Origin of the sequence: Nostoc sp. EspVER01, from assembly GCF_034530635.1 — a bacterium.
Classification (GTDB): Bacteria; Cyanobacteriota; Cyanobacteriia; order Cyanobacteriales; family Nostocaceae; genus Nostoc.
On the sequence record NZ_JAVRCS010000037.1, the window covers coordinates 25,867 to 46,227 of the forward strand.

Genomic DNA, 20,361 nt, shown 5'->3' on the forward strand with positions numbered 1-20,361 from the left:
TAATAAAAATTTTCAATTTAGGGAGTGGGAGCAGAGGAGAAGTTGCAGTAAGTTTTTCCCCTCTGCCCCTCTGCCTCTTATACCCAATACCCACTTGCCCTGAGCGAAGCCGTACCCCTCCAGGGAAGCAAGCTACGCGTAGCGTCTCGCAGAGAAGGGATGCCCAACCCCTAATCTATCGCCTCATAATCAGCCTGAGCGGTACTTTCTTCGTCAAAATCAAAATTGAATTGTGGTATTAGCGTCCCATTCATTGGTGAGTCTACTTCTGGGGTAAAGTGACCAGATGAACCCCCCTCAATCTCATCAGTTTGGCTGTTAGCTCGATTGTAAACATCAGCACCAATTGCAAACAAGGTTTGTTGGAAGTCGTCTAAGCGCTGCTTAAATTCCACTGTGGAAATGCTGGAGTCAATCATTGCTGCTTGGAGTTGTTCAACTTTTTCACTGGCCAAGGTTTTCATCTGGTCGCCGATAAAGTTGCTATTATCCTTGATGGTGGATTCATAACTGAACAACAAATTATCTGCTTGGTTTTTGAGTTCAACCAGTTCTTTACGTCTTCTATCTTCTTCGGCAAACAGTTCGGCCTCTTGACGCATCCGTTCGACTTCGTTGCTACTCAAACCACCTGTATTGGTAATCCTGATACTCTGTTCTCTACCTGTACCTTTATCTTGAGCAGAAACCTTCAGGATGCCGTTGACATCGATTTCAAAGGATACTTCAATTTGCGGTACGCCACGGGGAGATGGGGGAATTCCTGCTAGCAAAAACTTGCCGAGACTTTTGTTATCTCGTGACATCGCTCGTTCACCTTGGAGGATGTGAATTTCCACTGAGGTTTGTCCATCAACTGCGGTGGAAAAAACTTGTGACCGACTCGTAGGAATTGTGGTGTTGCGTTCAATGATTTTGGTGAACACTTCACCTAAAGTTTCAATTCCCAAGGACAGAGGGGTCACATCCAATAGTAAAAGATTATCGACTTCGCCACCCAATACACCTGCTTGAATAGCAGCTCCCAATGCTACAGCTTCGTCAGGGTTAATGGAGCGATCGGGAGCTTTGCCGTTGAAAAACTTAATTAGGGCGTTTTGGACTGCGGGAATACGGGTAGAACCACCTACCAAAATAATCCGATCTATGGCTTCTGGTTTGAGATCCGCATCTTTGAGCGATTGGATTAGTGGTTCGATGGTCGCTTCAATTAATTTCGCGGCGAGTTCTTCAAATTTCGAGCGGCTGAGTTCCATCTCCAGATGCTTTGGCCCGGTGTCATCCGCTGTGATAAATGGCAAGTTGATGGAGGTACTCACCATACTGGAGAGTTCAATTTTTGCCTTTTCCGCAGCTTCCCGCAAGCGTTGCAGTGCCATTTTGTCTTTGGAAAGGTCGATTTTCTCTTGTTCTTGGAAACGTTCCATCATCCAAAGGACGATCGCATTATCAAAGTCGTCTCCACCCAAGTGGTTGTTACCACAAGTCGCCTTCACTTCAAAAACGCCATCCCCAAGTTGCAGGATCGATACGTCAAAAGTACCGCCTCCCAAGTCAAATACTAAAATTAGCTGCTCTTGGTCTTGCTTTTCCAATCCGAAAGCTAAAGCCGCAGCTGTTGGTTCATTAATGATTCGTAGGACTTCTAAACCTGCAATTGTGCCAGCATCTTTAGTTGCTTGTCTTTGGGCATCTGTGAAATATGCTGGTACGGTGATCACTGCTTGAGTAACCTCCTCACCCAAAAAGTTTTCCGCATCCTGCTTCAGCTTTTGCAGGATCATCGCGGATAATTCTTGTGGCGTGTAATTTTTTGAGCGAATTTGGACATCAACGGTCTCGTCTCGACCTTTGATACAGTTGTAGGGGACGCGATCGCGTTCTATTTCAGTATCTTCCCAACGCCGCCCGATGAATCGTTTAATACTGTAAATTGTGTTTTCAGCATTGGTTACGGCTTGGCGCTTTGCCAATTGACCAACCAAGCGATCGCCACTCTTCCCAAATCCCACAATACTTGGAGTAGTTCGTCCCCCTTCAGAATTGGAGATCACAAGTGGTTGACCACCCTCCAAAACTGCGACGCAACTGTTAGTAGTGCCTAAGTCGATCCCAATAACTTTTCCCATATTTGCCAGTATTTTTACTGAATATTTCTGCTGTAATATGTCGCGGACTAACTTTTTTGCTAAGAACAAAGGCTAGCGGATAACGTCTGTGGAACCCCTGTTGCAGGTAGCAATCAAGAAGTTGAAACACAGAGAGTTATCCAAAGCCTTGTCCAAGTTTGAGGTACGCGATGCTCGTCCTTGCTATAACCCAGGCACTTGAGGTCAGCGAGGCGAGCGACTACAGCTTAACTGCTGGCTGAACTCGACTGATCTTCTGGTGCAAAAGGTGTGTCTTCCTTGGGAGCAGCTACTTTGACCATTGCATGGCGTAGCACGCGATCGCCCAAGTAATATCCGCGCACTAACTCTTCTAACACTGTTCCTTCAGGATGTTCATCCGTAGGTTCCCGCATTACTGCTTCGTGCAGGTTAGGATCGAATTCTTGACCTTCGGGACGCATTGGTGATACACCCAAGCGCTTCAGGCTATCTACTAATTGTTTGTAAACGCCTTGGTAACTTTTGTGCATGGTCATTTCGCCATCAGATTGCGGTTTGAGGTGCGATCGCGCCCGCTCAAAATTATCGACTACTGGTAGCAATTCCAAAATCGTATTCCGCTTCACCTGTAACTCTAGGTCTTCTTTTTCTTTGCTAGTGCGTTTCCGGTAATTCTCAAAATCAGCGGCAATCCGCATATATTGAGTACTACGCTCTTCTAGTTGCGTTTTGACGGACTCGATTTGTTGAGTCAGTTCTGCCAAAGCTGCTGTTTCCACTCCAGTTTTTTCAGTTGCAGCGACGCTATTTTCTGAATTGACAGCAGTATCGCCTGATATATTTGTTTGGGCTGCCACTTGCTCTGTCACCTCGCTGCCAGATTCATTGAAATTAGTTTGGGCTGGGAAGTCACTCTTCATTACTTGCTTTACCTCTGTTGGTTCACCCAATTGCTGGCTTGTATTGTTTATCTGTTTATTTTCATCGATCATTGTCTATTCATTCCAGATGCTATTTATGGCAGTGTATCTCTACAGCTTGCAACCGTCGTCATCCACGACTTGCAACTGAGGCTGATTTTATTGCCGACAAGTTCTTGGAAGTGATATAACCGTCCTCTTATTGTGACAAATGGTGAACACGTTAGCCCAGACACCACTAAGGCGGGAACCCGAACGAGTAATTTGCAATAATAGCGCTGAATGTGACTCGCCCCTCATCTTATTTGAAAATATTTTGAATTTTGAATTTTGAATTCGGAGCAAAGCGACGTGACTCAGGACTTTTTTGGCAAATGAGAATTCTGTCTCACAGTAGGGGAATACTTTAAGCAGAGGTTCCCCCTACTCATTCGCTCATTTATGAACTCGTCACCACAACGGCGCAGTACCGCTCTAACTACCAGAACAGAGTTTTCGCCCTTCGGCAACAAGCTAGTACAATCTGGCTATGTCAATACCGAACAGATGAGGCAGGCATTAATTGAAAGCCGCAAATCTGGCAGACCCTTAACGGAAGTATTAGAGTCAATTACTGGGCAACAACTATCGCCTGAGTTACTCAGGCAATACAAAAAACAGCAACTATTTGAACTGAAAATACTATACGGAGTTGAATTCCTCGATCCAGAAGTCAATTCTGTTGGCAACACGATGATGGGGAACCTAATTGAAACCCTCATCCCAGTGGATATCTGCCGTCGCCATCGTTTAGTACCACTGTCGAAACACGAAGACCAAACCCCGCCCTCAGTTTTAGTGGCGATGGTCGCTCCAGATAATCTAGAAGCTTCCGATGACCTGAACCGCATATTGCGCCCCCAAGGTTTGGCCTTGCAGCGCATGGTGATTACCCAGGAAGATTACCAGCAGCTAATCAACCAATATTTGGATGAAATGGCTGTTAAGCAGAAGCACCTGGAACAAGAAAAGTTTACAGATATTAATCAGGATTTAGAAAACCTCGGAAATCTCGATCTTTCGGATGCTCCTGAAGAAATGGAGGCTGATTTAGGGGCAGCGATGAAGGGTGCGGAGGATGCCCCAGTCATCAACCTAGTCAACAGAATCCTGGCTAAAGCCTTGCATGAGGGCGTTTCTGACATTCATATTGAACCGCAAGAAGAAAACTTACGCATTCGCTTTCGGAAGGATGGGGTACTGCGCGAAGCTTTCGATCCCCTACCGAAAAAAATCATCCCGGCGGTGACAGCCCGATTTAAAATCATCTCCAATCTAGACATTGCTGAACGCCGTCTACCCCAAGATGGACGTATCCGCCGGATGTTTGAGGGACGTAAGGTGGACTTCCGGGTGAATACCTTGCCCAGTCGCTACGGGGAAAAGGTGGTACTGCGGATTTTGGATAACTCCTCTACCCAACTGGGATTAGATAAGTTAATTACCGACCCAGAGACTTTGAATATTGTCAAGGATATGGTTAGCCGTCCCTTTGGGCTAATTTTGGTAACTGGGCCAACTGGTTCGGGAAAAACAACTTCGCTGTATTCTGCACTCTCTGAAAAGAACGATCCCGGAATTAATATCAGTACCGTAGAAGACCCAATTGAGTACAGTCTTCCAGGGATTACTCAAGTACAGGTGATTCGGGAAAAAGGGCTAGATTTTGCTACTGCATTGCGGGCTTTCTTGCGGCAAGATCCAGATGTGCTACTGGTGGGTGAAACGCGGGATAAGGAAACGGCAAAAACAGCGATTGAAGCTGCCTTGACCGGTCACTTAGTATTAACTACCTTACATACCAATGATGCCCCAGGAGCGATCGCTCGTTTGGGAGAAATGGGGATTGAGCCTTTCATGGTTTCTAGTTCCCTGATTGGCGTTTTAGCTCAACGTTTGGTGCGGCGTGTATGTTCTGAATGTCGTATTCCCTACACTCCCACAACCGAGGAATTGGGTCGTTATGGTCTATCAGCTTCCTCTGATGTGGGAGTCACCTTCTATAAAGCTAACACCTTGACATTAGATGCGATCGCAGATGCCAAAGCCAAAAATCACCTTTGTCCAAAATGTAATGGTGTCGGCTACAAAGGGCGTTGTGGTGTTTATGAAGTCATGCGAGTCACCGAAAACCTGCAAACTCTGATCAACGAAGATGCACCTACAGAACGCATCAAGGAAGTGGCAATAGAAGAGGGCATGAAAACCTTGCTGGCTTACAGTTTGGACTTAGTGCGTGAAGGTTCCACCACTTTAGAAGAAGTAGAACGAGTGACGTTTACTGATACTGGCTTGGAAGCAGAGTTAAAAGCCAAACGCAAGACTGGTCTTACCTGTCGGAGTTGCGATGCCACATTGAAACAAGAATGGTTGGATTGTCCTTACTGTATGACAGCTCGGTTTTAAGGCTAATAGTCATTGGTCATTAGTCATTGGTCATTGATGAATGCTTAATAACTTTAAACAACTGACAACTGACAAATAAAAAACATTAAAAGGAAGCAGAACTATGGAAATGATGATTGAAGACTTGATGGAGCAGTTGATTGAATTGGGTGGCTCGGATATGCACTTATCCGCAGGTTTGCCTCCCTACTTCCGTATTAGTGGCAAACTTACCCCTATAGGTGAGCATGTATTGACAGCCGATCAGTGTCAAAGGCTGATTTTTAGTATGCTCAACAACACCCAGCGTAAAACCTTAGAGCAGAACTGGGAGTTAGATTGTTCTTATGGTGTTAAGGGTTTGGCTCGCTTTCGGGTCAATGTTTATAAAGAACGTGGTTCTTATGCTGCTTGTTTACGGGCATTAAGTTCTAAGATTCCTAACTTTGAAAAGTTAGGTTTGCCAGATATCGTGCGGGAAATGACAGATAAGCCCAGAGGGCTAATTCTGGTGACAGGCCCTACAGGTTCTGGTAAGACAACGACCCTAGCGGCAATGATTGACTTGATTAACCGCACCAAGGCAGAGCATATTTTGACGGTGGAAGACCCAATTGAATTTGTCTACGAACCAATTAAAAGCTTGGTTCACCAACGGCAACTGGGTGAAGATACTAAGAGCTTTGCTAATGCTTTGAAAGCAGCTTTGCGGGAAGACCCAGATATTGTTCTGGTAGGGGAAATGCGCGATTTAGAAACAATTTCCTTGGCGATTTCCGCAGCAGAAACAGGACACTTGGTATTTGGGACGCTACACACGAGTTCCGCTGCACAAACGGTTGACCGGATTATTGACGTTTTCCCCCATGAAAGACAAACCCAAGTGCGGGTGCAACTGTCTAACTCGTTAGTGGCGGTATTTAGCCAAACCTTAGTGTCCAAGAAAAACCCTAAACCCAATGAATATGGTCGGGTAATGGCTCAAGAAATTCTGATTGTCACTCCCGCTATTTCCAACTTGATTCGAGAAGGCAAAACATCTCAAATTTACTCAGCGATTCAAACTGGCGGCAAATTGGGAATGCAAACCCTGGAGAAGGTTTTAGCTGATTTTTACAAAGCAGGAACGATTTCTTTTGAAGCGGCGATGTCTAAGACTTCTAAGCCTGATGAAATTCAACGTCTCATCGGTACTTCTGTACCACCACAGGCAGCAGGTGCTAAACCCGGTGCAGCTGCCAAAGCACATTAAAAGAATGGGGGATAGGGGAGATGAAGAATATTTCATCCCCTTGAGTATTTTGAATTTTGAATTTTGAATTTATTTATGCCAAACTTCGTTGCCCGTGTTCGGGATTCGCAAGGAAAATCTCGAACAGAAAAAATTGTTGCTGAATCCTTGGTACAAGCTCGGACTAATCTCAGAGATCAAGGTTTTGTAATCCAAGAACTCAAGCAATCTCAAGGATTTCAGCCAGATGTTGCCTTCAAAAATTTCCAGAATTCCTTGGTTAAGGTTTCTGTGAAAGACAAAGCCGTTTTTTCGCGTCAATTTGCCGTTTTGATGAATGCGGGAGTTGCGATCGTTAGAAGTCTGGGGGTGCTTTCCGAACAGTGTAGTAATACTAAATTGAAACAAGCTCTTGTGGAGATTAGTACTGATGTTCAAAGCGGAATGAATCTTTCCGAGGCAATGCGGAAGCATCCTGACTGTTTTGATGGATTATACGTAAGTATGATTCAAGCTGGTGAAGTTGGTGGTGTTCTAGACGAAGTATTAAATCGTTTAGCTAAGTTGTTAGAAGATGTTGCCCGTTTACAAAACCAAATTAAATCAGCACTGTCTTATCCAACGGTCGTAGGTTTTATCGCAGTTGCTATCTTTCTCGGTATGACTATTTTTCTTATTCCAATTTTCGCCACAATTTTTACACAACTTGGAATCACATTACCACCTCTAACGCAATTCTTGATGGATGCGAGTAAATTTCTGAGAAGTCCGGGTGCTATCGTCCTGCTTGCTGCTCTTATAGGACTGAAATTTGCCTTTACACAATACGGTAAAACTCCTGTTGGTCGCATCACAATCGATCGTTTTTCCCTCAAGATGCCATTGTTTGGTGACTTAATTCAAAAATCTTCAGTTGCCCGCTTTAGCCGGACTTTTGGTTCTTTGACTCGTTCAGGTGTACCAATTTTAACTTGCTTAGAAATTGTCCGAGATACATCAGGAAACCAAGTGATTGCTAATGCCATAGATGCAGCCCGTATGGAGATTCAACAAGGAGGCATGATTAGCATTGCTTTACAAAAAGATGCCGTTTTTCCGGCTATGGCAATTCAGATGATTAGCATCGGAGAAGAAACTGGAGAATTAGATGCAATGTTGATGAAAGTTGCCGATTTCTATGAAGATGAAGTCGAACAAGCAGTAAAAGCAATGACCAGTATTTTGGAACCGGTGATGATTGTAGTTCTAGGGGGAATGGTGGGAACCATTTTGCTAGCGATGTATCTGCCGATGTTTGCGGTATTTGAAAAGCTGGGATAAAGGACTAATAGTTAAGAGTTAGAAGTTATGAGTTAGTAATTAAAAATTTTATTCCTAACTTTTAGCTTCTAACTGATTAATTTTATTCTTAACTCCTAACTCCTAACTCCTCACTATTTAAAAAACTATGACTGTGCAAAAATCTCAGTACGAAGCAAGTTTGGCAGAGTACAGCAATCATCTAGCTGCGATCGCCTTACTAAAGCAATATCGGCCATACTTGGAGATGATTCCCAGTCTGCGCCGTCCTGATGAAAGTGTCATCACTATACCTTTGCCAATTGTCCGGCTTCGCAATCCTGCTACAACAGCCCCACAAACGATTTGCTTACCCTGTGATGTGGCAATTTTGATGTGCGATCCAGAGTGGAAAATCAAAACTGGAGCAGAAATTTTAGTCTTTATTCATCGCGCTCACGAAGACTTTTCTGATTTGTTAGGACGTTGGCGACAAACCCAAGTTTATCTAGACAACGATTATGAGTGGTTGATGCCTCTCCGTCACAGTCATATTTTGAGTGAGGGAGCTAATGCTATATATCCTCTGTTTATCGTTTTTAGTGAGACTTTAGAACGCATCCAAAGAGGTCTTGTGGGAGCCGAACTCCCATTTATTATACAAACACCAGATTTGCTGGTTGAGGAGAATCTCACAGATATTTTCTCTTCACAAACTCCACCAGCTTAGGTACTTACAGCAGAATTCAGAATTCAAAAGTAAAATACGCTTTATACCTGGGTAACAGACGAATCGTTGTGTACCTAACTAGTTTCAAATCTGCTGTATAGTCAAAAAAACATCCCACCCTGCGGGACGCTCCGCGAACGTAAGAATGCAAAGACTTGCATCTCTATAAATGTACTAAGCGTGAAACTACATATTTTTACCCCCGGCTACGCCGTTCCCCTTTTGCTAAACTAGAGGGGTTTTATTATGCGCATCTTCATACAAAATTGTTATAAGTAGCCACGCAACAGACTTTCACCTCTAACAAACTACAAATTAGCTCGTTACACATCCGTGAAAGGGCCAGTTCTACAAAAATTTATTGTTACTTTTTGAAGAGTAATGAGGATTTGGCAAAGATTCAATAATCTTACTGTTGCCAATAAAGAATTGTCATAAAATTAGAGACATTTAAAAGCAGATATTTTATACTAATGAATCGTTTTCCTCAAAAAACAACGAATTCTCAAGAGAGTATTTCACAACAAACTCAGTTGAGTCAGATGTGTGGTTCCAAACAGCTATTTCGCGATCGCTATGAAATACTGCAAATTTTAGGTAGAGGTGGTTTTGGTGTGACCTTTTTAGCCAAAAATGCCGTATTACCTGGGAATCCACTATGTGTCATTAAACAGCTTTGTCCAAAAGTGACTAGTCCCCAAAGTTGGCAAAGGGCGTGTATGCGCTTTGAAAAAGAAGCAAGAACTTTGGGGCAACTCGGTAGTCATTCACAAATTCCCATGTTATTAGACTACTTTCAAGCAAATGGGGAGTTCTTTTTAATTCAAGAATATGTGCCGGGTTTGACTTTGGCGCGAGAAGTGCGGCAAACTGGGCCCAAAAGTGAAGCCTCAGTTAAGCAGTTCTTACAGGAATTATTACCTGTATTACAGTATCTTCATAAACATCATGTGATTCATCGGGATATTAAGCCTCAAAATTTATTGCGGTGTGAATATGATGGGCGCATAGTGCTGATTGATTTTGGTGCGGTGAAAGAGAAATTAGTTGACGCTTGTGAAAACTCAATTAATCAAGCTGCAAATACCAACTTTATCGGTACTAGGGGATTTGCACCACCAGAACAGTTTTCTCTACGTCCAGTTTATGCCAGTGATATTTATGCACTGGGTGTAACTTGTATTTATATGTTGACTGCTAAAAGTCCTTTAGAATTGGACTACGACCCAAATACTGGTGAAATATCTTGGCAAAAACAGGTAAATATCAGCAAAAGTTTCGCCCAGATTTTAGGAAAAATGGTGAAAATCACCTTAGAGGATCGGTTTAAGACTGCCGATGATGTGATGAAAGCTTTAAGTAGTGAAAGTTATTTGCCTACTTTGGCTAACTGTCTAACTACCCAAAAATTAAATAATAAAAGTATTACACAACACGAAATTACACAAAATAAAATTACACAACATGAAATTACACAACACGAAAATTATGATGTATACATGCCACCTGTAGCCAGAACTGCTAGTGCCATTCGGAAATGGAGAGCAAGATTCAAGGAAACAAGATAACATACAGCAGAATTCAGAATTCAGAATGGGCTACGCCCCGCTGCGCTAACAGGAGTAAAACACGCTTTATACCTGGGTAACAGACTTAGCTTGTGTACCTCACTTTCCTTGAAATCTGTTGTAAGTTGCAGCCTTTTTAGCTGAAGTATCAAATGAATAATTAATTATGGGCAATTTAAAATAGCCAAAACAAATTTAGTAAGCATTTTAACTATATTTTATAGTCAGTAATGATTCATTAATCAGGGTTTATCTTCAATACTTAGTCAGTTGTCACTTGCCAAGATACAAGCAAAATTACTAGGTTTAAAGATTCAAAAAAATATTTTTATTCAGATTATTATATAATCGATAGAACAATTAATCTTATGGCTCTCGTAGTTTTCCACAGATGAGGAAGACTTACTACTATTTACAAAAGCTAACTATATAAGTAATTCCCCAATCCCCAGACCAGGGTTTATCTACCACAAGTAAGCGAGAGTCAATTATCTTAAGGGAAAGTTCGGGGCAAACTTAGCCTAAGTTGTCATGCAGTCGCGCCTGTCAGATCATGATCTGCTGCTTAAATCCCGATTGCTCAAATCCCCTGAATCCCAATGGAAAGAAGTTTTGCCAAAGTTGTAGCACCCCGCTGGTGTCACTTTTAAGAAATCGCTTTCGTGTCATCCGAGTCCTTTCAGATGAGGGGGGATTTGGCAGAACCTATCTATCAGAAGACGTAGATAAACTCAATGAACGCTGTGTTATCAAGCAATTAGCCCCAAAATTCCAAGGAACTTGGTCGCAAAAAAAGGCGATGGAGTTGTTTGCAGAAGAAGCGCAGCGATTACAAGACCTGGGGGAACATCCTCAAATTCCGACTTTGATAGCTTATTTTGAGCAAGACGGCTGCCTATATTTGGTGCAGCAGTTTATTAATGGAGATAATTTGTTAAAGGAGTTGCAACAGCGCAAGGCTTATAACTCTAGAGACATTCAATCTATTTTGCTAGATTTACTACCCATCCTAAAATTTATCCACGATCGCAAAGTTATTCATCGAGACATCAAACCAGAAAATATTATCCGCAATAAGAATGATGGGCGATTATGCCTGATTGATTTTGGCTCCTCAAAGCAATTTACCGCCAAAGTTCAGCAGAAATCTGGCACATCCATTGGTTCGCATGGTTATTCTCCCCTAGAACAAATTAGAGATGGCAAAGCTTTCCCCGCCAGCGACTTGTTCGGTGTGGGGGCTACCTGCTTTCATCTGCTAACGGGAAATTCGCCGTTTCAGTTGTGGATGGAATCTGGGTACGCCTGGGTAAGTAATTGGCGAGAATATTTACGGAGTCCGATAAATCCTGAGTTGGATTTTGTCATCGACAAGCTTTTAAAAAAAGATATCCAGGAACGTTACCAGTCAGCCGAAGAAGTTTTGAGAGACTTAACTCCCAAACAACTCCTCGCCCTGCCACCTGCGGGTAAGTCATCTGGGAAATTACCACCAACTAAAGCACCAGTTTTACCAAAAAGTTATCCCTTACTGAGAATTTTAATCTTAGTAAGTGCTTTCATTCTGTTATTTGGATTCAGCGAATCTTGGTATAAAAATTTTCGCCGGATTCAAACCAGTTTGGTCTCTAGGTTGATTCAACACAATAGTCCTGGTAAAAATGACGCGATTTTGAGTCAGATTAGCTTGGGTAAGGTTTCCTTAGCTAACACCCTCCAAGGACACGAAAACTCAGTTTTATCTGTCGCCATCAGTCCCGATGGTAAAACCATTGCCAGCAGTGGCGACGATCGCACAATCAAACTTTGGGATCTCGCAACCGGAAAACTAATCTCTTCACTCAACGGGCATTTTCAGCAGGTGAATGTCGTAGTGATTAGCCCAAATGGCAAACTTCTGGTTAGTGCTAGTGATGACAACACCATTAAAATCTGGAATCTGGCAACGCGCAAACAAATTCGCACTCTTATAGGGCATTCTGACTCAATTCATGCCCTAGCCATCAGTGCTGATAGCGAGACTCTAGTTAGTGCTAGTGATGACAACACGATTAAAATCTGGGATTTGGCAACAGGAGAGCAAATTCGCACACTAGCAGGGCATACATTTTGGGTGCGATCGGTGGCTATCAGTCCTAATGGTGTGATTCTGGCCAGTGGCAGTTTTGACAAGACGATCAAAATCTGGAATTTAGCAAAAGGATACCCAATCCGCACACTAGAAGGAAATTCTCAAACAGTGACAACTGTGGCTATTAGCCCAAATGGTAAAACCTTAGCCACTGCTAGCCGCAATCGCACCATCAAACTTTGGAATTTAGCTACCGGAAGAGAAATTCGCACATTAGCGGGACATAAGAACACTGTCACATCCGTAGCCTTCAGTGCCGATGGTAAAATTATTGCTAGTGGTAGCCGCGATCGCACTATCAAACTGTGGAATACAGCAACAGGAGAAGAAATTCTCACATTGGCGGGGCACACCAACACCGTCACATCTGTTACCTTCACTCCTGATGGCAAAACCCTTGTTAGCGGTAGTGAAGATAACACGATTAAGATTTGGCGGTTGTCTCAGTGATTGGGAACTGTGGAAGAATAACCAATGACAAATGATAAATGACCGAATAATTACTAATTCGTAATTCGTAATACAACTCTTGGAGAGGCTGCGCCCGAAGCGTAGCTATGCCGCAGGCTTTACGGCTACGCGGTAGTTGAGCGAAGTCGAAACTCAGTACAAGTTCGTAATTCGTAATTAAAGAAAGGTACAAGCCCCTTGATTTATCAATGGAGAATTAAAATGCATAGCATCAATATTTCAAGCCCCCGACTGAAGTCGTGGGGTAACAATTACGAATTATGTTGACCAATGACCAATGACAAATCCCCAGTTGCGATAAACTGTCTCTCAAATGGGGAGGGGTAAAAATGAGCAGCATCACCAACCATTGCCGCGATCGCACGTCTGGGATTAAAATAACGAAACTGTTTTTAGGTTGGCAGCAAGTATTTGGAGAAGCACGCACCCGGATTTTGTTTTGGTACTTGTTGATTTTGGGGATAACATTTCTCATCGCCATTCCCGCCTTTCGCTACAAGCTCGACCAGCGCATTGATGAGCGGGTTCGCCAAGATATGGTAGAAGACATGGCGGCTTTCAATGCGTTAATTAAAGGTGAAACCTTGGCTCCAGATGATGCGCTGACTGAGGACGATCCAGAAGACATAGCCATTGGGCCAGAGCAATTGAAATGGTTGCTGGCTGGCAAAAAACAAATCGCTCCTCCAGCTTCCAAAGAAGATTTGATCAGACTTTTCAGAGCTTATCTGTTGTATCGACTACCAGAGGATGACTCTTGCTTCATCACGTTTGTTGATGGTGAATTTTATAAATCTAGCCCTAGAGCGCGTCCCAAGCCACTTGCCAAGGAATCACCCCTCATGGAACGGTGGGCAAAACAAACTAAACCAGAACAGGGAGAAAAAGAATTTTCCGATCCCGATCTTAGTAAGATCCTTTATATGGTGGAACCGATTAAAATTAATGGAAAAACGCAGGGTGTCTTCGTTGTTGCCCATAGTGCAGCTGGGGAGCGGGCAGAAGCTCTAGAAGCTGTTTCCGTAATTATTGAGGTTTCTAGTTTAGTGTTTGTGGTGTCCTTCATCCTGGCGTGGTTGGCGGCGGGACGGGTGCTAGCTCCCCTACGAACAATTACCACCATTGCCCATGCAATTAGTGAGTCAGATTTAACCCAGCGCTTACCTGCGCGAGGTAAGGGAGAACTGGCAGAACTGGCAAGAACATTCAACGAAATGATGGACAGACTAGAGGCAGCTTTTGCTACCCAGCAGGAATTTGTCAACGATGCGGGTCATGAACTCAGGACTCCCATTACCATCATTCGCGGCCATTTGGAACTAATGGGAGATGACCCCCAAGAGCAACAGGAAACCTTGGCGCTGGTCATGGGAGAATTAGACCGGATGAGCCGTCTGGTGGATGACATGATTTTGCTGGCAAAGGCGGAACGTTTAGACTTTTTGCAGTTGGCGACAGTGAATGTAGCAGACTTAACCCAAGAGTTATTTGTCAAAGCTCAGGCACTAGCCGAGCGGGATTGGCAAATAGATGCGGTGGCAAGGGGTCAGATTATAGTTGACCGTCAAAGAATTACCGAGGCTGTGATTAATCTGGCGCAGAATGCGACTCAGCATACAGCAAAGAATGATACTATCTCCATAGGTTGTGCGATCGCTAAAGGAAAGGTGCATTTTTGGGTACGCGATACAGGAGAAGGCATTCCTCTTGTCGATCAAAAACGGATTTTTGAACGTTTTGCTCGAACTTCTAACAGTCGTCGTCGTTCCGAGGGTGCGGGGTTGGGGCTGTCAATTGTCAGAGCGATTGCCGAAGCCCACGCTGGAAAAGTATTGCTTCGGAGTCAGCTAGGAAAAGGTTCGATGTTTACCATCGTTTTACCCCTCGATTCCCCGCAGGAAATGAGTGCTTATGCCCAACATTCTCATCGCTGAAGATGAACCCCGAATTGCCTTATTTATTGAGAAAGGATTGCGATCGCAAGGTTTTACAACAACAACTGTTGCCGATGGTCTGCATATCATAGACATAGCACAGAGTGGAACCTTTGACTTACTAATTTTGGATTTGGGATTGCCTGGAAAAGATGGCTTTCAGGTACTCGAAGAACTGCGCGGACAGGGAGAAGATTTACCTGTAATTATCCTTTCGGCTCGCAGTGACATTCACGATAAAGTCGCTGGACTAGAAGGGGGCGCAGATGATTATGTCACTAAACCCTTCCGATTTGAAGAACTTCTGGCGCGGGTAAGATTGCGTTTGCGAAGTGTTAGACCCGTAAGAGATGCCCAAGAGTTTCTCCTCCAAGCGGGTAACGTGGTGCTTGATTTGCGAACTCGACAGGTAAAAGTAGGCGATCGCTTTGTAGAATTACCTGCTCGTGAATTTACAATGGCAGAAATGTTTTGTCGTCATCCCGGACAAGTTATTAGTCGAGAACAACTCCTAGATTTCGTTTGGGGTTACGACTATAATCCAGGTTCTAATATTGTTGATGTCTATGTTGGTTATCTCCGCAAGAAACTAGGCAGCAACATCATTGAAACCGTTAGAGGGATGGGTTATCGCTTGCGAACCTAATACCAATCATGTCAATTAGTCCTGGCTAATAAAGAGAAATTCCTAGACAGGGAGAGACACTAACGATTATCATCATCACAGTTCGTAAAGACGATCGCAAACGAGCGATCGCACTCAAAAATGGAGCAAATGACTATATATACCAAGCCATTTCGCTTCAGTGACCGAAAACGAAAAGGATACAAGCCCCTAAATTTATTTATCGGGATCATTAATTTTGAATTTTGAATTTTGAATTCGGAGCGTTCGCCCTTGGCGTCTCGTAGAGAAGCGACGTGACTTACTGGAACGAATTGAAATCCATCTAAGTCGTGGTTGAGTATGAAACAGCACAGTAAGTTCGATACACTAACTTCTAAGCAATCAAATCACAGTATTTCTAGACATTGGTTTAGCTATTTGAAGGTTGGTCAAAAAATCGGTATCGGATATGCACTGCTTGTCAGTATCGCCGTACTGGGAACTACTATGGGTTTTTTGATTGCAGATCATTACAAGGATAAGGCACAAAAACGGGAAGACGCTGCATTTGAAGAGTTATATCAAGTATCCCAGCTAAAAACGAGTGTGTTTTATGTCCGCACCACTCAACACCAACTGATTCTCTATATGGATAGACCAAAGCTATGGAAAAAAAATTACACTGAATTACTAGAGTATGTTGCCGAAGCCCGACAAGTTTGGTTTGAATTAACAGCGAATTACACTATTAATAAGCCAAATTATAGTTTTGTCAGTGGGCAAAAAAGAGTTTATCCTTTATTGCAGAATTATAAAGGTTTTAGCGCTTATTTACAACGCACAGAAGCTTTTTTTAAAGAGAATAATCCCAATAATTTATCACCAATTAAGATTAAGACAGCACAAACTCAATTGTTTAATTTTATGCATGGCTCATCGGTTTTTTTGATGGATGACTTTCTCAATGACATCACCAACCTTGTGAAAGTTACAGCCGAGGAGTATCAGCAAGCAAAACAGGAACTACAAACGGCAGAAAAATTGCACTTATACATTATCGTCGGTAGCCTGTCACTATCAATTGCGATCGCCACATTACTAGCAATTTACACCAGCCGCGCCATTGCTCGTCCCATTCAAGCTGTTACCCATATTGCCCAACAGGTTACAGAAGAATCTAACTTCGATTTACAAGCACCCGTCACGACTAATGATGAAGTTGGCATCTTAGCTACTTCCCTCAATCGTCTTATCCAGGAAGTTCAGCAACTCATAAAAGCTCAAAAGGATAGTAATGAACAGCTAGAAGTATATAGCCAGGTTCTAGAAAAGAAAGTACGCGAACGGACGCAGGAGTTAGATGAAAAAAATCAACGCTTAGAATTGGCGTTAGCGGAACTGCGTCACACCCAAGCACAAATCGTGGAAAATCAGCAAGGTAAGTAGGGATTACCCACATTTTTGTAACATAGGACTAGCCCTAGTCCTGAATGGCACTAAGTTAAGCCGTATAGTAGGCAGCGTAAGGGTTGTAGAGGGGCAGAGGGGCAGAGGGGCAAAGGAGCAGAGGGGAAAGAGTTTGCAACAAAGCACTTTGCTCAAGAGTTCTCCATCATCTTGTTTTTTGTTAGTGCCATTCGGACTAGTCCTCTAAAACTAACGAGGCTGTCAGGAATTGCTAATCAAACTATACTGCTTAGTTGATTTCTGCAACGAGTTAGCCCTGATTGCGCGGAACATCCCGAATCGGCACAGACCCGCGCTGAATGCTAGCCGCATCAGTAGGAGGGTAGGTACTTCTCGCAGAGATTTAATGAAACCAGATAGACCAAAACGCACCAATCCCTCTGGTCGAGTCACACCTTGCCAGATGGAATCTAGCCAAGAAGGAAGTGTTTGTTTCGTCCAGTCTGTCGTTATCACTTCCCCCTCAACTAATCCCGTTGCTGCCAAAAGCTCGGAAAAGCCTTCAATACTGGAAAAAGCCGGATGCGACCACTGATCTAATAGTTGCCGCATTACCCGTTTCTCCCAAAAATTGAGCGGTTTTTGGCGATCGTCTCTCTGATTCCAGTCGGCTAAAACCATCACTCCACCGGGTTTTAGCACCCGGATCAACTCTCTGGCAAAAATGGCTTTATCTGGCATGTGTGGCCCGGCTTCAATCGACCAAACTACATCAAAACTAGCATCTGGGAAAGAAAGTGCCATAGCATCATCCACAAGAAACTGCACATCAAGTTCCTCTTGGGTTAACTGCTGGGCGCGTTGGACTTGTTGGGGACTAATGGTAATACCTGTGACTGCGAAACCGTAATCTCGTGCCAAGATGCGACTGCTACCTCCAATTCCACAGCCAACATCTAAGACAGTAGTGCCAGGGGGTAATTTATCTAAACCACCCCAACGTACCATTTCATGCACAAAGTCAGATTTAGCGGTGAGAAAATCCTTTCGTTGTGGTGGCGAACCATAATGACCTAAGTGGATATGTTCACCCCAGTAGAATTCCAAAATACCGTCTTCAGTCCATTCGTCATAGGAATTGGCTACGGAGTTAGATGATTGATAAGGCCTCGCAGTAATCAGATACAACGCTAGCAAGAGCGTCATTAGTGCCAAGAAAACTCCCAGCGTCGAAAAAAACCAACTCATGGAAATAAAACCTTAACGTTTTCTAACAAGTTTATCCAATTGTTAGACTGCAAGCTGTCCAATTTTCTCACCGAAGCAGTGTTGAGTTACCGCTGTTAAAACCATTCATACAAATGGAGGGTTTTGAAACTTAAACTTTCAGTTACCCTGAAGTTAGTTGCCTAATTAATATTGATTGTTCCATAACATAGAATAGATGACTGAACAAACTTCTAGAATTTGTATCCTTGGTGGAGGCTTTGGTGGTCTCTACACAGCCCTGCGGTTAAGCCAATTACCTTGGGAATCTACGCAAAAACCCGAAATTGTTCTAGTAGATCAAAGCGATCGCTTCCTATTCTCTCCTTTACTTTACGAATTACTCACTGGCGAACTGCAAACCTGGGAAATTGCCCCACCCTTTGAAGAACTTTTACAAGGCACAGGGGTGCGTTTTTATCAAGGGGTTGTGTCTGGAATTGACATTGACCAGCAACGGGTAAATATCCAAGAAGGCCCGGAAATCCCTTACGACCGATTAGTGCTGGCGCTAGGAGGTGAAACACCGCTAGATTTAGTCCCTGGTGCGGCAGCCTACGCCTACACATTCCGTACAATCTCTGATGCCTATCGTTTAGAAGAACGCCTGCGATTTTTAGAAGAATCGGATGCTGATAAAATTCGGGTAGCGATCGTTGGGGCTGGCTACAGTGGTGTAGAGTTAGCCTGTAAGTTAGCCGACAGACTAGGCGAAAGAGGACGATTTCGGATAATTGAAATCGCCGACCAAATTTTGCGAACTTCCCCAGAGTTTAATCGGGAAGCAGCAAAGAAAGCCTTAGATGCCCGTGGTGTGTTTCTTGACTTAGAAACCAAAATCGAATCAATCGAGCAAAATAGCATTTCCCTAGAGTACAAAAACCAGTTAGATACGATTCCCGTGGATTTGGTAATTTGGACTGTGGGAACTAGGGTTGCGCCTGTAGTAAATTCTCTTGCTCTCAAGCAAAATCAGCGTGGTCAAATCACCACTACATCCAATCTGCAAGTCCTCGATCATCCAGAGATCTTTGCCTTGGGAGATTTAGCAGACTGTCATGACGCTGAAGGACAGCAAGTTCCCGCCACCGCACAAGCCGCTTTTCAACAAGCTGATTATACTGCTTGGAATATCTGGGCAACTTCGACTAATCGCCCCCTCCTTCCCTTCCACTACCAACAGTTAGGAGAAATGATGGCACTAGGAATAGACAACGCCACTCTCACTGGTTTGGGAATTAAACTAGATGGTCCCTTGGCATACGTCGCTCGTCGTGCTGCTTATTTATATAGATTGCCAACTTTAGACCATCAGCTGAAAGTTGGTTTTAATTGGCTATTCCGTCCGATTATAGAAACACTTTCTCGTTAATTTTCAAGGTTGGGAATTGGGCACTTGTACTGAGTTTCGACTGCGCTCAACTACCGCGTTCGCGTAGCGTCTCGAAGAGAAGTCGAAGTATGGGGCATTGGTAAAAAAACCAATACATTTACGATGATTTGTTTAATTTCCGCCAATCTACTTAGCAGATGCTAGACTCTACCCACAGAAGCTCTTAACAAGCCAAAATCTAAAATTCAACATTCAAAATTTTCAAACTTTAATGGAACAACCGAAAGTTATTTTTTTAGATGCTGTGGGTACACTCTTCGATGTCAAAGGTAGTGTGGGCAAAGTTTATAGTCAGATAGCCCAGGAATTTGACGTTACAGTTTCAGCCGAAACATTGAATACAGCTTTCATCCAAAGCTTTAAAGCAGCGCCGCCACCGATATTTCCAGATGCAGAACTACAAGATATTCCCCAGCGCGAGTTTGATTGGTGGCGGATAATTGCCCTGAACACTTTTGAAAGTGCAGGTGTTCTTAAGGAATTTGCTGACTTTTCGGCTTTTTTTAGCGAACTTTACATTCACTTTGGCACTGGCGAACCGTGGTTTGTCTATCCCGATGTTTTACCAGCTTTAATCAACTGGCGGCGGTTGGGAGTTAGCCTGGGGGTGCTGTCTAATTTTGATTCTCGGATTTACTCAGTATTGCAAAGTTTGGGATTGAGAGAGTTTTTTACCTCCGTCACCATTTCTACGCAGGTACGTGCAGCTAAACCCGACCCGCAAATTTTTGCCATTGCCTTAGATAAACATAAATGTTCCCCAGAGGCGGCATGGCATATCGGCGATAGCATTGTAGAAGACTATCATGCAGCTAAAGCAGCTGGACTCAGAGGCGTTTGGATTAACCGTCATTAGATCACAAACTTTGATAAACCTTCGGAAAAATAGT

At 43.5% G+C, this 20,361-nt stretch carries 14 protein-coding genes; 11 read left to right on the plus strand and 3 right to left on the minus strand.

All coding sequences use genetic code 11. From position 1 onward, the window contains the following. Positions 1 to 170: 170 nt before the first annotated feature. A complete protein-coding gene (dnaK, locus tag RMX69_RS24065) occupies positions 171 to 2,129 on the minus strand; it encodes a molecular chaperone DnaK (RefSeq protein ID WP_289797443.1) in 1,959 nt (652 codons plus the stop codon). Between the two features lie 227 nt (positions 2,130 to 2,356). Continuing rightward, a complete protein-coding gene (gene grpE / locus RMX69_RS24070) occupies positions 2,357 to 3,103 on the minus strand; it encodes a nucleotide exchange factor GrpE (protein WP_289797444.1) in 747 nt (248 codons plus the stop codon). A 369-nt stretch (positions 3,104 to 3,472) separates the two neighbouring features. Between grpE and RMX69_RS24075 the strand changes: the two genes are divergently transcribed. The 9 genes from RMX69_RS24075 to RMX69_RS24115 all read left to right on the plus strand — a co-directional run bounded on the left by RMX69_RS24075 (position 3,473) and on the right by RMX69_RS24115 (position 16,851). Then, the gene (locus tag RMX69_RS24075; protein WP_322638932.1) at positions 3,473 to 5,476 is read left to right on the plus strand and encodes a GspE/PulE family protein; all 2,004 of its coding nucleotides are present in this window, start codon (positions 3,473 to 3,475) and stop codon (positions 5,474 to 5,476) included. 103 nt (positions 5,477 to 5,579) lie between these two features. Further along, positions 5,580 to 6,707 carry a type IV pilus twitching motility protein PilT gene (locus tag RMX69_RS24080; protein WP_322638933.1) on the plus strand — a complete coding sequence of 376 codons (1,128 nt, stop codon included), beginning with the start codon at positions 5,580 to 5,582 and terminating at the stop codon, positions 6,705 to 6,707. A 75-nt stretch (positions 6,708 to 6,782) separates the two neighbouring features. Next, positions 6,783 to 8,006 carry a type II secretion system F family protein gene (locus RMX69_RS24085; protein WP_289797447.1) on the plus strand — a complete coding sequence of 408 codons (1,224 nt, stop codon included), beginning with the start codon at positions 6,783 to 6,785 and terminating at the stop codon, positions 8,004 to 8,006. Between the two features lie 127 nt (positions 8,007 to 8,133). Continuing rightward, entirely contained in the window at positions 8,134 to 8,694 is a 561-nt protein-coding gene (locus RMX69_RS24090) for a hypothetical protein (RefSeq protein ID WP_322638934.1), read from the plus strand. Between the two features lie 473 nt (positions 8,695 to 9,167). Continuing rightward, entirely contained in the window at positions 9,168 to 10,262 is a 1,095-nt protein-coding gene (locus RMX69_RS24095) for a serine/threonine-protein kinase (protein WP_322638935.1), read from the plus strand. Positions 10,263 to 10,815: 553 nt separating this feature from the next. Further along, positions 10,816 to 12,843, plus strand: a complete 2,028-nt coding sequence (locus tag RMX69_RS24100) for a serine/threonine-protein kinase (protein ID WP_322638936.1) — start codon at positions 10,816 to 10,818, stop codon at positions 12,841 to 12,843. Between the two features lie 350 nt (positions 12,844 to 13,193). Continuing rightward, positions 13,194 to 14,798: a sensor histidine kinase gene (locus RMX69_RS24105; RefSeq protein WP_322638937.1), complete on the plus strand. Its 1,605-nt coding sequence runs from the start codon at positions 13,194 to 13,196 to the stop codon at positions 14,796 to 14,798. Next, the gene (locus tag RMX69_RS24110) at positions 14,776 to 15,444 is read left to right on the plus strand and encodes a response regulator transcription factor (protein ID WP_322638938.1); all 669 of its coding nucleotides are present in this window, start codon (positions 14,776 to 14,778) and stop codon (positions 15,442 to 15,444) included. The genes RMX69_RS24105 and RMX69_RS24110 overlap by 23 nt, the downstream gene beginning before the upstream one ends. A 321-nt stretch (positions 15,445 to 15,765) precedes the next feature. Then, positions 15,766 to 16,851 carry a HAMP domain-containing protein gene (locus tag RMX69_RS24115; protein ID WP_322638939.1) on the plus strand — a complete coding sequence of 362 codons (1,086 nt, stop codon included), beginning with the start codon at positions 15,766 to 15,768 and terminating at the stop codon, positions 16,849 to 16,851. Between the two features lie 222 nt (positions 16,852 to 17,073). On the opposite strand, the gene RMX69_RS24120 is transcribed toward RMX69_RS24115, so the two are convergent. Further along, positions 17,074 to 18,060, minus strand: a complete 987-nt coding sequence (locus RMX69_RS24120; protein ID WP_322638940.1) for a methyltransferase domain-containing protein — start codon at positions 18,058 to 18,060, stop codon at positions 17,074 to 17,076. A gap of 196 nt (positions 18,061 to 18,256) precedes the next feature. Between RMX69_RS24120 and RMX69_RS24125 the strand changes: the two genes are divergently transcribed. Further along, entirely contained in the window at positions 18,257 to 19,450 is a 1,194-nt protein-coding gene (locus tag RMX69_RS24125; protein WP_289797455.1) for an NAD(P)/FAD-dependent oxidoreductase, read from the plus strand. 232 nt (positions 19,451 to 19,682) lie between these two features. Next, positions 19,683 to 20,327, plus strand: a complete 645-nt coding sequence (locus RMX69_RS24130) for an HAD family hydrolase (protein WP_322638941.1) — start codon at positions 19,683 to 19,685, stop codon at positions 20,325 to 20,327. Positions 20,328 to 20,361 lie beyond the last annotated feature (34 nt).